Source organism: Micromonospora sp. KC213, from assembly GCF_004348325.1.
GTDB lineage: Bacteria > Actinomycetota > Actinomycetes > Mycobacteriales > Micromonosporaceae > Micromonospora.
The window spans coordinates 26,661-39,342 of sequence record NZ_SMKF01000035.1 but is presented as its reverse complement, the minus strand read 5'-3'; the positions used below and the strand labels follow the sequence as shown (position 1 = coordinate 39,342).

9 protein-coding genes and 1 pseudogene are annotated in these 12,682 nt (G+C 69.2%); 5 read left to right on the top strand and 5 right to left on the bottom strand.

Annotation, left to right across the window (positions count from 1 at the left end):
- Window positions 1-32 precede the first annotated feature (32 nt).
- On the bottom strand, window positions 33-3,389 hold the full coding sequence (locus E1166_RS10655) for a S8 family serine peptidase (protein ID WP_132338015.1): 3,357 nt from the start codon (window positions 3,387-3,389) through the stop codon (window positions 33-35).
- Between the two features lie 229 nt (window positions 3,390-3,618).
- On the opposite strand from E1166_RS10655, the gene E1166_RS10650 reads away from it, so the two are divergent.
- Together E1166_RS10650 and E1166_RS10645 are read left to right on the top strand one after the other, a co-directional pair.
- A complete protein-coding gene (locus tag E1166_RS10650; protein WP_132338013.1) occupies window positions 3,619-3,966 on the top strand; it encodes a hypothetical protein in 348 nt (115 codons plus the stop codon).
- Window positions 3,967-4,086: 120 nt separating this feature from the next.
- Window positions 4,087-4,680, top strand: a complete 594-nt coding sequence (locus E1166_RS10645; RefSeq protein ID WP_132338011.1) for a hypothetical protein — start codon at window positions 4,087-4,089, stop codon at window positions 4,678-4,680.
- A 146-nt stretch (window positions 4,681-4,826) separates the two neighbouring features.
- On the opposite strand, the gene E1166_RS32480 is transcribed toward E1166_RS10645, so the two are convergent.
- The gene (locus tag E1166_RS32480; protein WP_279433218.1) at window positions 4,827-4,961 is read right to left on the bottom strand and encodes a hypothetical protein; all 135 of its coding nucleotides are present in this window, start codon (window positions 4,959-4,961) and stop codon (window positions 4,827-4,829) included.
- Between the two features lie 368 nt (window positions 4,962-5,329).
- Here E1166_RS32480 and E1166_RS10640 point away from each other — a divergent pair.
- Window positions 5,330-5,705, top strand: a pseudogene (locus E1166_RS10640) (ISL3 family transposase); the annotation flags it as partial.
- A gap of 342 nt (window positions 5,706-6,047) precedes the next feature.
- On the opposite strand, the gene E1166_RS10630 reads toward E1166_RS10640, so the two are convergent.
- The 3 genes from E1166_RS10630 to E1166_RS10615 all read right to left on the bottom strand — a co-directional run bounded on the left by E1166_RS10630 (window position 6,048) and on the right by E1166_RS10615 (window position 9,569).
- Window positions 6,048-7,325: a PP2C family protein-serine/threonine phosphatase gene (locus tag E1166_RS10630; protein ID WP_243710290.1), complete on the bottom strand. Its 1,278-nt coding sequence runs from the start codon at window positions 7,323-7,325 to the stop codon at window positions 6,048-6,050.
- Window positions 7,326-7,680: 355 nt separating this feature from the next.
- Complete coding sequence (locus E1166_RS10620) at window positions 7,681-8,316, bottom strand: response regulator transcription factor (RefSeq protein ID WP_132338009.1); 636 nt, start codon at window positions 8,314-8,316, stop codon at window positions 7,681-7,683.
- The gene (locus E1166_RS10615; protein ID WP_132338007.1) at window positions 8,268-9,569 is read right to left on the bottom strand and encodes a sensor histidine kinase; all 1,302 of its coding nucleotides are present in this window, start codon (window positions 9,567-9,569) and stop codon (window positions 8,268-8,270) included. Before E1166_RS10615 ends, E1166_RS10620 begins: the two co-directional genes overlap by 49 nt.
- A 126-nt stretch (window positions 9,570-9,695) precedes the next feature.
- On the opposite strand from E1166_RS10615, the gene E1166_RS10610 reads away from it, so the two are divergent.
- On the top strand, window positions 9,696-10,715 hold the full coding sequence (locus E1166_RS10610) for an acyl-CoA desaturase (RefSeq protein WP_243710291.1): 1,020 nt from the start codon (window positions 9,696-9,698) through the stop codon (window positions 10,713-10,715).
- A gap of 1,224 nt (window positions 10,716-11,939) precedes the next feature.
- Window positions 11,940-12,086: a hypothetical protein gene (locus tag E1166_RS30860; protein WP_165942546.1), complete on the top strand. Its 147-nt coding sequence runs from the start codon at window positions 11,940-11,942 to the stop codon at window positions 12,084-12,086.
- Window positions 12,087-12,682: the final 596 nt, after the last annotated feature.

Here is a 12,682-nt window from a genome sequence, read left to right as displayed (position 1 = left end):
GACGGGGCGGTGGGGCGCTGGACGGACGCCGGTCAGGCGGGCGCCATCCGGTAGGCCCGGATCACGGTCTGCTCGACGACGTTGCCGGCCTGGTCCTCCGCGCGAGCCCGCAGTGACACGAACCCGGTGGTGTTCGGGTGGGTCACGCTGGCCGTGCCGACGCCGTTCGTCGCGTTCACCGTGGCGCTCTGCCAGGTGGCGCCGTCGTTGACCGAGTAGTCGACGGTCAGGCTGCGCAGGGTGCTGGTCGCCGACGCCGGCTGCGCGGACGCGCTGAGCGGGATGACGAAGGTGGTACCGGCCGGCGCGGTGCTCTGGGCGTCGAGGCTCGGGCTGAACGTCACCGCCCACAACGGCAGCCGCAGCTTCGCCGTCGGGGACACCGTGTCCGAGATGAACGTCCAGGCCGCGCTCACCTTGGTGGACAGTGTCACCGGCGCTGCCCGCTCCACCGTCGCTTCCAGCCGGTACGTGGCGTTGCCGGCCGGCACGGTGAACCGTCTCCATTCGTACGCCGGGTTGGCCAGTTCACCGATGGTGACGCCGTTGCGCTTGAGCACCAAGGTCCCGCTTGTCGTCGCCGGATCCGGCAGACCCGCGTGGCCGTCGCCGTCGCCGAACAAGGGCACATTGGCGGTGATGACGTTGCCGGTGCGGGTCACCCAGTTGTCGTTGTAGATCGACGAGGTGAAGGCCGGGCCGTACACCGGCCTGTTCCAGGTCTCCTGCGAGGTGGCGCCGCCGGTGTACGTCTTCACACCGGAGTTCAGGTAGTTGATGCCCGGCCCGAGGTAGTAGGTCGATTCCAGGAAGGCCGAGTGCCACCGGATGCCGCCGTCGGTGTTGTACACCTCGGTGCGCGAGAACGGGAGGCTGAACGACAACCCGACACCCGCCACGTGGCCGACCTGGGTGCCGTACAACGTGCCGCCGGGGTGCGCGTACGCGGCCTTGGTCCCCACCGTCCCGGGGATGTGCCCGGCGTAGTGGGTCTCCACGGTGGCCAGATCGCTGCTGGCCACCGTCCGGTTGAAGCCGGTCGGTAGGCGCTGGTCGGTGAACCAGGCCAGGTGGTAGACCCGGGGCGAGTTGAACGAGCCGCCGCCCGGGCCGGGTCGGGCCACCGTGAAGCCGACCTTGGAGAAGGAGCCCCACACGTACTGGCTGCCGAGTTGCCCGATGTAGGTCGTCCCGGATCCGACACGCTGGGTGTAGTAGGCGCTCTCCCCGCTGCCGTTCATCTGCACGCCGACTTCGGTCATCATGACGCTGGCCTGCGGGTCCGGCACGGAAACGCTGACCGGCTGGGCCAGTCTGGCGTCCATGACCAGGCTGCGTGCCTGGTTCATCTCCACCCGTGGCGCGGCCAGCACCGTGGTCTCCGGTCCGGCCGGGCCGCCGCCGTACACCGCGCTGGTCACCAGGTACGCGCCGGCGGGCACCCGCGGCACGGTGACCGGACCGGGGCCGCCCACGATCCAGACCCTGCTGCCGTCGGCGCTCTGGACCAGGCCGAAGTACGCCGTGGTGGGGTTGCCCGCGCGGTCGAGGTGCTGCAGCGTCAGGTCGTACGCCTCCACCGCCCGGTCCACCGCGAACGGCGTGCTGACCAGCACGCTCGGGCCGGTGGCGGTGAGGTACCCGGTGTGGTACCCGTCCGGGGCGGTGACCCTGGTGTCCGTGGTGAGCTGTACGGACGCCTGGCCGCCAGCGGGGACTGTCACCGAACTGGCGCTGAGGGTGAACATGCCGGCCGGGGCCGCGCCGCCGCCCGGCCCGGACGTGGTCAGCGCGAGGTTCAGGGTCAGCGGGCTGGTGCCGTGGTTGCGATAGGTGACCGTCCTGGTGAGCACCGGGTCGTCGCCGTGCGGCCACTGCTGCCGGCCGAGGCTCAGGCTGGGCGGGTCGGCGACCACCGGTTGCTGGACGCTCCGCGCGACGTCGAGCCGCCCGGCTCCCTGCGCGAAGACCCCCTGCGCCGGGTGGCGTGCGGCCGAACCCATCAGGGCCGCCTTGATCTGCGTCGGCGACCAGGTCGGGTGGCGCTGCGCGAGAACGGCCGCGGCGCCCGCCACGTGCGGCGTCGCCATCGACGTGCCGCTGTTGTCGATGTACGGCGCGCCCGGGGTGCCGATCGGAGCGGTGGAGCTGCGGGCCGCGGTGATGTTCACGCCGGGTGCGGTGATGTCCGGCTTGATTGCCGCGTCATCCGGGCGCGGGCCCCGGCTGGAGAAGCTCGCCAGGTTGTTCGAGCCGTCCACGGCGCCCACGGTCAGCGCCGCGTCCGCGCTGCCGGGCGAGCCGACTGCCTCGTCCGCGCCGTCGTTGCCGGCCGCGATGACGAAGATCGTGCCGCTGCTGGCGGTCAGCTCGTTCACCGCCTGCTCCAGCGGGTCGATGCCGGGCCGGTCGCGGCCGCCGAGGCTCAGGTTGACGACGTCGGCGCCCTGGGCCACCGCCCATTCCATTCCGGCGATCACGGCCGAGTCGGGGCAGTAGCCGGAGGCGTCGCAAACTTTGCCGTTGAGTAGCTTGGCTCCCGACGCCACGCCCCGGTTCGCGCCCTGCGACGCCGCGCCGGTGCCCGCGATGGTCGAGGCCACGTGGGTGCCGTGGCCGTTGAGGTCGCGGGCGTCGGGGTCGGTGGTGAAGTTCTGTGCGGCGACGACGGCATTGGCCAGGTCGGGGTGGGTGGCGTCGATGCCGGTGTCCAGAACGGCAACCTTCACGCCGGTGCCGTCGTAGCCGGCTGCCCAGGCGGCGGGTGCGCCCACCTGCGGAACGCTGACGTCGAGCGCCGTCTCCCGCAGCCGGTCCAGCCACACCCGGCTCACCGCGGGGCGCAGCGCCCGTCCCTGCGAGACGGCGGTGGTCAACTCAAGCCACAGGTCGGCTGTGCTGTCGTGGTCGGTTTTGGCGGCGAGGCTGTCCACGCTGGACAGCTCGCGGCCGACGGTGGCGCCACCGGCGGCGAGGTAGCCACGGGTTGCCGCCTCACCGGTCGGCGCGTACGTCACGATGAGCGGGAGGCCGCTGCCGTTGGTGCCGTGGCCGGCGGCGAGCAGCGCGGTCACGTTGAACAGTTCGTGATCCAGCTTGCCGGCGGTCAACGCGGGCAGCGCGTCGGACGGGAGGACGTAGGTGTTTCCGTCCCGGCGGTAGTTGGTGAACCGTACGCCGCTGCGTTCCGGATCGTGCTCGACGACGACCTGGCCGTCTTCGCTGACGGTGAGCCGGTCGCCGGTGATGAGTGTGACCTGGTTGTCGGAGGGCGAGCGATCGGGCGAGCCCGTGACCGCGGCCGAGCTCGCGGTGGGCGTCGCGACGACGAGTGAGCCCGTCAGGGTCACCGCTAACAGGGCGCGGGCCACTCTTGTGCTGATGGACATGTTCCTCCCCGTTCGATGGTGGCCGACGCCTGAGACCGGAGCCGGGACATGGCCACCTGTCGATCTTTGCCATCATCGTGACATCTGGTAATCGAATCAACACCAATGTGTGACTCGAGTGACAGGTGCTTGCGCTCGGTGTCGGCGGCGCTCTAGGCTCCCGCGTCCCTCCAATGTGGATGCGCCGAGGGCTTGACCTAGCCGTGAGCCACCGGTAACACTTCGACACATGCAGATGCGTAGGCTGCTCCGCGTCCCGGCCGGCGTCGCCCTCGGCGTTGCGGCGCTCCTCGTCGTCCTGCCCGGGCAGTCCGCGTCCGCGGCGTCCCTCACCGTCGCCGGTTCGGGCCAGTCGGTCGCCTCGGTCAGGGGGATCACCCTCCGGGGCATGGTCCAGCAGGTGGGCATGAACTGTCGCGTCCTTCGCACTGACTGGGGCAGCTACACCCTCCTCGGCGGAGACCCGGCTGTCGTCCGCCCCGGAGCCTGGGTGGAGGTGCACGGCAGCCTGCACATCGGGGCCAACGTGTGCGCGAACGGGCTACAGCTGCAGGTGGCCGACGCCCTGCCGATGTAGCCGTCACCGGGCTCCAAGGGGCGACACGCGCACGATCCCTTGCCCGGTCACCGCAGCTGCGGCGCTTCCGGGGTCGGGGTTGGCGCATTGGTGCAAGTCAGGGCCGCCGGCATGCGGTCGATGGCCATCGCCGCCGCAAAGAACGCGGCCGGCCGGCTCCAGAAATGTGATGGCAATGTGAAGAAGATTTGCATCCCTGTCAAGATCATGGCTAATTTCTCCGCACCCATGCCGCGGACGGCGCATGCGCGGACCCTCGTGGCCTGCCGCCGCCCGCGGATCACATTGACACGGGGAGTTTCCTTGACACTGCTGCACAAGGCCGCATCCGTCCTCGGCCTGGTGGCCGCCTTCGGCGTACTGACCGCCGGCCCGGCCGCCGCGGACCCGGGCCGCGACGGCACCAACTGCACGAACGTCTGCTCGGATGGGCACGCCGACTTCACGCACGACTACGTGAGCGGCAAGGAGCTGCTGCATGCCTACGACGACAAGGCCGACGGGCACTCCGTCGTCATGAAGTACAACCGCTTTGACAACGACAAGGGCTGGGAGTACCTCTGGGCACACCAGGGCAAGGGCACCTCCACCAGCAGGGTGATCAACATGCCCGAGGGAACCCGGTTCGACTTCACGGTTTGCCTGGGCGACTACGGCGACCGGAAGATCATTTCTGGCAGCTGCGGCGCGTTTATCGTCACCTCGTACGCGTGAGCGCGTAGGACCGGGTACTGAACCGCAGCGGGCGGCCGGGGCGAGATTCCCCGGCCGCCCGCTCGCGTTTGCCGCAACCGCCGCCACGTGTGGAACGGAAGGTCACCGCGATTTCGAAGGTCACGGTGTGGTGAACGCCTACCGGATCACGCGATTGCCGAAGCCGGAGGCGGCGCCGCCTGTATGACGGTCTTCGCCGCCTGCGCCATCACCGCACCGAGGGCCAGGCCCGCGCAGAGCAGGAAGATGTACGAGTCGAGCTCGGTGACGTCGGCGATCAACCAAATCTCATCCCCGGCCAGCCCAGGCAGTCTGAGGCCGGCGACGCCATCACCGTAGAACCCGGCCAGCAGCCAGATCGGCGCTGAAGGCCGCGTAGCGTGTCCAGCCCGCGGGCCGCCTGGCTCTTCACCGTAGTCAAGCGTTCATAAATGCCAAGCTGTCCCGATGCCGTCAGGAAGGCGTCTGACGGATCCCCACGGGAGCGGGGCGGAGGATCAATCCGGAGTTGTCCACGGACGGGGCAGGCTCTGGAGGTGCTGTTCCCATCCGATGGCGAGGCGCGTGGCGACGTTGCCGGCGCGTCCGAACGCTTCCTCTACGGCATCGTTGTCGAAGATCCACGGCTTGCGGCTCCGCCAGCCCCGCACCCATCTGCGACGGGCCCCGCGCGGACAACTCTAAACGCTGGCATCAAATCCATGACCTGCTCGGCCAGGGCGTAGGTCTGCTCGAATCCGCCCGCCCCGGCCCAAGCGGATGCTCCGCGTCCCCAAATACCGTGCCAACCTCGTCGACCCCTACCGTGAGCGCCTGCGCACACGTCGGGCCGAGGACCCCGGCGTCGGCGTCAAGCACCTCTTCGACGAGATCAAGGCCTTCGGCTTCACCGGCTGTCTGAACCTGCGGCACAAGGACATCAACCAAGGCCGCGCGGACGTCGACCGCAGCCACATCTCCCCGCGCCGGCTCGCCCGGATGATCTCACCAGACCCGACAACCTCAAGCCCGAGCATCGAGATCTTCCGGTACGACAAACGGTCCCTTCTCCGGGTGGAGCAGGGATTGTCAGGCGTTGGGGTCAGGCGGCGCCGCCTTGCTGGCGGCGCTGCAGTCTCTGGTTGTGTTGAAGGGCTTCCTCAAACTGGTCTTCCAGGACGATGATCCCGGCAGGCGGCTTCCAGAGCGGTGCCCTGGTCGACCATCTCCCGGGCTCGTAGCGGCCAGGCGCAGTTGGTAGCGGGTGTAGCGGCGGTGGATCGAACAGATCTTCCCCCTGCCGAGCCCGGCCGGGTCGTAGGCCTGGGCGCCAGCCGCACGCCCTCATCCCGCGCCGACACCCGCGGCCGGGCTGAACGAAGCAGCCATCACCGCCTGCTGGCTATCGGCGGTAGGGATTTGCTGGCCCGGTGGTGGTCGGCGCCGGCCGCGGTGCGGCGGGTGTCGCCGTGCCCGCCGTGCCAGTCGAGGACGAGCAGGCAGGCGTCATCGGGTAGGACAGGTCCGGCGACTTCGAGGACGAGATCGCCGAGGACCCGGACGACCTCCCGGGGGTGCAGCGCGCTCAGATGCAGCAGCCGTGCGGGCAGGTCAAGGGCGGCGGCGCCTCGTTCGAGCATGCCGTCGGTGAGCAGTACCAACCGGTCGCCGGCCTGCAACTCGACCTCGGCAGCCCGGTAGGGCGCGGCAGGTCGTACCCCGAAAGGCCGACTGATGGGCAGGACCACTGGCAGCACCGCCCGGTCGCGCACCAACAGCGGTGCGGGGTGTCCGGCGTTGACGACGGCAAGGATCCCCGTGGACAGGTCCAACCGGCCGAGAAGTCCCGTGGCGAAGGGCGAACCGGCCGCGGCGTTGGCGACGAGCGCCTCGTGCGCGGCCTGCGCCTGTTCGAGCAGGGTGCCGCCGCGGCGCCGTGCGTTACGGAGTCCGCCGACGCACAGGGTCGCGGTGAGTGCGCTGTGCACACCGTGGCCCACCGCGTCGGTGATACTCAGGTGCAGCAGGTCGCGGGCCAGGCTGTAGTCGAAGGTGTCGCCGCCGATGCTGGCGGCCGGCTCCAGCCATCCCGCCACGGTGAACGAGTCGGCCTCACAGGTGAACGAGGAGGGCAGCAGCCGCCTTTGGATCTCCGCGGCGAGGGTGAACGCCGTGGTTCGCTGCCCCCACTCGAACAGGTCGGTGTGGCGCCGGTTGGCGATGACCACGAACGCCAACGTGTGCGCGGCACGTGACACCTGATGCGCGACCGCGTCGGTCGGTGCGGCAGACACGGCGATCTCCAACAGCCCGATGGCCTCGCCGCGCTGGGTGACCGGCGCTCGCACCACGTGATGATCACCGGCGTGCTCGACCAGAACCTGTTGCGTGCGCAGCGCCTGCTCCTGCGGACCGCCGTCGAAGGGCAGCACCACTGCCAGGTCCTGGTCCTGCCGGCGTCCGTCGGGCACGTCACCGATAGGGACGTGGACCAGGCGCACCAGGGCGCGCCCGCTCATGTCGGCCACGAGGAACGACACCCACAACGCGCCGAGGTTCACCCCGGCGCTGCGCGTCACCGCCTCGACGGCGTCGACCGGGGCGGCTTTCTCCACCGCTAGCAGCACCTCGTTGAGATCCACGCCGTTCATCTCGATGTCGCTCACTCGGCGCAGCATAAACGGCAGCAGGTCAAAGCTGCGGCACGGAGCCACGTCGCTGATCATGGTCTGAGGTGACGAGCCTCGGCGTCACGTCGAAGACACGACGCGTGCTGGCCTGCCGTCCGAGCGTCCCTTGTCGGGCCGGGTAGGCTCCTCGCCGGGATCACCCGACTGTTCTCGGGTCGGCGCTCGACGTCGAACTGGATGCCCATCTTGACGAGGCCGGCGTTGACGAGGCTACCGGTCGGCGGGTCAACGTTCGGTAACGCCTCACCCAGTTACGAGACATCCTTTACGACCTCGTGCACGGTTGCGGGTCTTTGAGCATCGATGATCATTGTCCCTCCGTTCCAGCCGGTCAGGCGTTGAGGTATGCCAGGACGGCGAGGACGCGGCGGTTGTCGTCGTCGGAGGGTGGCATGTCCAGTTTGGTGAGGATGTTGTTGATGTGCTTGCTCACGGCTTTCTCGGTGATGCGGAGCTTGGCCGCGATGGCGGCGTTGGAGCGGCCTTCAGCCATGACACCGAGCAGCTCCCGTTCCCGGGCGGTGAGTACCGCCAGTGGCTCCCGGCGGACGAGTAGTTGGGCGATCACCTCAGGGTCCATGGCGGTGCCGCCGTCGGCGACCCGGCGGACGGCGTCGACGAACTCCCCGACGTCGGACACACGATCCTTGAGCAGATAGCCCACACCGCCGTGCGGGGTGCTGAGCAGTTCGCGGGCGTACAAGGGCTCGACGTGCTGGGAGAGCATAAGGATCGGCAGGCCAGGCACCTGGGTTCGGGCCGCGATCGCGGCTTGCAGACCTTCGTCGGTGAATGTCGGGGGGAGGCGGACATCGATGATCGCCACCCGGGGCTTGTGCGTGATCAGGGCGGGCAACAGGGCCGGTCCGTTGTCGATGGCTGCGACGACGTCGAAGTCGAAGGCCTGCAGGAGCCGGGTCAGTCCGTCTCGGAGGAGGGCATGGTCCTCGGCGATGACAACGCGCACGGTATCTCCATGGTGATGACGGTGGGTCCCCCGGGCGGGCTCGACAGGGCCATGGTGCCATCGAACGCGGCGAGGCGGCGTTCGATACCGCGCAGACCGGTGCCGGCTGCGGGGTCGGCGCCTCCTGCGCCGTCGTCGGTGACCACCATGGTTAGCGCGCCGTCCGCGTGCCGTACGGACACCGACCCGCTGTGGGCGCGGCTGTGCCGGATCATGTTGGTCAGCGCCTCGGCGACGGCGAAGTACGCCGCGGACTCGACGGGTGTGTCGGGCCGTCCCGGTAGGTCGATGTCGACCGTGATCGGGACCGGCAGGCTGAGCGCCAGCGCACGGACCGCGCCGCCGAGTCCACGTTCGGCCAGCACCGGTGGGTGGATGCCGCGGACGAGGTGCCGCAGCTCGACCAGCGCCGTACCGCTGGACTCACGCGCTTCCGCGAGCAGCTTGTGGGCCTCGGCCGGGTTCCGGTCGATGAGTTCGTCGGCCAGGCCGATGATCATGCTCAGCGAGACGAGGCGGGCTTGGACGCCGTCGTGCAGGTCGCGTTCGATGCGGCGCAGCTCGGCCGCTTGGGCGTCCACGGTGTCAGCGCGCGTGAGGGTCAGCTGCGTGACGCGCAGCCGGAGCTCAGCGGCCCTGGTTGGCGCGAGGAAGAGCCGGGCGAAGAGGGCGTCAACGCGGCGCAGCCACGGCGCCGCCCACAGGCCGACCGCAAGGATGACGGCGCCTTGCGGTAGGCAGAGCAGCCCGGCGGGCGCCGTATCGATGGACCAGATGGCGCCGTAGTGGTACCAGCCGGTGGCGAGCCAGATCCATAGCGGCGTCAGCGTCAGACCCGCGAGGCCGTACAGGGGCACGACGACAGCGATCGTCCCGAGTGTGAACCCGACGATCGCGCCGGGCAGGAGCCAGGCGAGGTCACGCCAGGTGGCCGGGTCCGTCACGGTCCACCGGAAGCGCTGCCAGCCGTCGGCCATGGCCCGTTCCGGGGACGGGTGGTACGGGCGGGTCACCAGGACGCCGGTTCGTGAAGCACGTCTGCGCTCGAGATCGGCGCGCTTGCGGACCAGCGTCATCGTCCACGGCACCAGCGCTAAACCGAGGAACGGCACCGGCGTCAGGGCCAACGCGACAACCGACGCGGTGAGCAGCGGCAGGTTGGTGAAGGCCAGCCCGATCGCGGCCATGCCGCCCAGCACGGAGTGCGCACCGCGCCGGCCCCATCGGCGCAGCCGTGCACCGGTCTCGGGCATCTCCACAGGTCATATAGTGCCGGCTGGCGGGCGGTTCAATGGTGGTGCTAGCACCACCGGGCCGTAGGACGTAGCACTCCTGACGATGCATGCCCCTGGCGGTTTGATAGAAGCATGACAATAACCATGGCACCGTTGAGGACAACGACGGGCAGCGACTTCGCCGTGCTGTCCCGCCGGATCAGCGGCGAGGGGCTGATGCAGCGCCGGCCCGCCTACTACCTCGCACGGCTGAGCGTCGTCACGCTCATGTTCCTCGGCGGTTGGACCGCGTTCTTCCTCATCGGCTCGTCCTGGTGGCAGTTGGTGACGGCCGCGTTCCTGGCCGTCACGTTCACCCAGGTCGCGCTCGTGGCGCACGATCTGGCCCATCGCCAGGTGTTCCGCACCAAACGCCCCGGCGAAGTCGCCGGACGGCTCACCGGAAACCTCTGCGTCGGGATGAGTTACGGCTGGTGGATGGACAAGCACACCCGTCACCACAACAACCCCAACCACGACGACCTCGACCCGGACGTCGCGCCCGAGGTTCTCATCTGGGCCACGAAGTCGGCCCTCGGCCGGCGCGGGCTGAAAGGCTTCATCACCCGGCACCAGGCCGCGCTGTTCTTCCCGCTGCTCGCTCTGCTCGCCGCCGACCTGAAAGTCTCCAGCATCAAGGCCTTGCGCAATGGCACGGTGAAGCGACACCGCCTTGAATGCACCCTGCTGATCCTGCACGCCGTCGGCTACCTCTCCGCACTGCTGATCGTCCTGTCGCCACCGCAGGCCATCGCCTTCCTGCTGGTGCACCAGGCGCTGTTCGGCGTCTACCTCGGCATGACATTCGCACCCAACCACAAGGGCATGCCGCACCCGACCGGCGACGAGGACTACCTGCGCAAGCAGGTGCTGACCTCCCGCAACGTCCGCGGCGGCTGGCTGACCGACGCGGCGCTGGGCGGCCTCAACTACCAGATCGAGCACCACCTGTTCCCCGGCATGCCGACGCCCAACCTGCGTAAGGCCCAGCCGATCGTGCAGGCATACTGCACTGAGATCGGCGTCGCGTACGAACAGACCAGCCTCGTCACCTCCTACCGCCAAGCCCTGCAACACCTGCACCAGGTAGGCGCACCAGCCCGCGCCGAACACGCAGCGCGCTGAGCCAGCCTCACCGACTGAACTAAACCAAGAAGGGGGCCTCCTGGCCGGATCGCGGCCGGGCTGCAAGCAGCCTCCCGAACGGCCCGCGCCATGACCCAGCCGGCCCGCCGTCGACTCCGGCCTCCTGCTCGTCAGAATCGGCGTACGGTCAGGGCATCCGGCATCGGTCAGCGCACGGGGCCCACCACACCGGCTCCGGAGGAAGGCGACAGGCGCTGCCCACGTGATCAGCTGGCGGCGTTGCAGCCGTTGCGCCGGCGAGCGCGCGAGGCGGCACGCCATTCACACGTATCAACGCTCAGGCGCGAAGATCCAACGGTACCGCACGTCGCCTACCTCAGACGGTGACGACAGCAGCGGCCCCCTTGCGATATCGGTCGACGGTGAACTCGTCCGGAGAGGCCAAACAGGAGTACGATAGGGACATCCCGGAATCGACGACATCCGCCCGAGGTGCCCGCCATACCGGCTCCCGTCCAGGAGACGTCACGGCTGCTCTGCACCCCGCCACGCCCGTCGGCCGACGGACCTCCATGGCTCCGATCCACTCCGGCGGTCGTTGAGTTCCCCGCTGGCGCCCACCCGGGTCGCGACCGCATGGATCGCAATCAATCGCCAACGTCGCCGGCTTTCACGCCGCCGCTGAGCTGCGGCTTAGCCGAACCGCAGGGCTCCTTGTGGCTCGTTACGCCCGAGCCGTCGACCGCGGCCGGCCTGCGGCGGCTCGCCGGAGCACCCGACGAGCCGGCCCTACCGACTGGGAAGGAACCACCCATTGTGCCCATCACCAAACCTCGTACCGCGGGCGCGACAGCGCCACCGCGAATGAAGCTGGAACCAACGTCATCACGCACGACGCTGCTCGGCGGGGACTGGTGGCGCAAGAGGCGACGCCAACGCTGAACGTCCGACGCTGACCGCGGCGCTGCACAGCCGCCGAAGACCCATCACCCACGTGCGGTTGAACGCCACCCATCGGAATCTGCCCCACCAGCGTCGGCCGAACGGTTCGCCTCGGCTGGTACCCCATGGGGCGGCTCCGCAACACAGTTTCGCTCGGTGTTGCGCCGCACACGGCTCAGAAGGGTGGTCCGCCGACAGTCCAACAGCCCGGGGTGCTCAGGCGCCAGCCGGCGCCGCGCCAGCGGACGGGAGATTGCCTCAGACGGCCCACTCAGTGGGGCGCCGCACCGAGGACACGAAACGACAGAAGTGAGGCATGAGATGACATCGATGGTGCAGCGGATCAAGGCATTCCTGGCCGGCCCTCGGGGGCGGCGTATGGTGACGCGGGGACGGCAGGAAATGGCCAAGCCGCAGACCCAGCGCAAGCTCCGCGAACTGGCCAACAGGTTCAACCGGAAGCGGTGATCGCAGTATCAAGGGCAGCCGGTGGCGGGCATCGGGTCGCTTCCTGGCCCCTCGATCTGAGCTGAGCGAGCGAGGCTCAGCCGGGTCGGCACCCGCGGCTCAGTTGCTCGCCGACGACTCCGGGCAGCTCGCCCGAGAGGCTGTCAAGGAGCTGGCTGCGCGCGGATAGCTCCAGCCCGTCTGCTGGGCGCTTCGGATGGCGGTGACGCGGTTCGAAGCGCCCAACTTGGTCATGGCGCTGAACAGGTAGTTGCGCACGGTCCCCACGCTGAGTTCCGCCCGCTTCTCCGGAGTCTTCTGATCATGGTCTGATGGCCATGGGGAGGACGTTCCGTGGCAGCCCTGAAGAAGTACCCCGACGAGTTGCGTCAGCGCACTGTGCGCTTGTACCGCGAGTCGGAGCCCAAGCCCGTGATCTGGCGTTTGGCCGAGCAGTTCGGTGTGCATCACGAGGCGTTGCGGAACTGGATCCGTCAGGTCGAGACTGATCGCGGTGATCGAACCGACCGGCCGACGACGGACATGATCGAGGAAAGCCGCCGGCTGCGCGGGAGAACGCGGAACTGCGCCGCGTCAACGAGGTGCTCAAGGCGGCG

Excerpts from the sequence above, each read along its gene's own strand:
- E1166_RS10615 (WP_132338007.1), bottom strand. The coding sequence starts at position 9,569 with ATGCCCGAGACCGGTGCACGGCTGCGCCGATGGGGCCGGCGCGGTGCG.
- E1166_RS10610 (WP_243710291.1), top strand. The coding sequence starts at position 9,696 with ATGGCACCGTTGAGGACAACGACGGGCAGCGACTTCGCCGTGCTGTCC.
- E1166_RS10645 (WP_132338011.1), top strand. The coding sequence starts at position 4,087 with ATGGCCATCGCCGCCGCAAAGAACGCGGCCGGCCGGCTCCAGAAATGT.
- E1166_RS10650 (WP_132338013.1), top strand. The coding sequence starts at position 3,619 with ATGCAGATGCGTAGGCTGCTCCGCGTCCCGGCCGGCGTCGCCCTCGGC.
- E1166_RS30860 (WP_165942546.1), top strand. The coding sequence starts at position 11,940 with ATGACATCGATGGTGCAGCGGATCAAGGCATTCCTGGCCGGCCCTCGG.
- E1166_RS10655 (WP_132338015.1), bottom strand. The coding sequence starts at position 3,389 with ATGTCCATCAGCACAAGAGTGGCCCGCGCCCTGTTAGCGGTGACCCTG.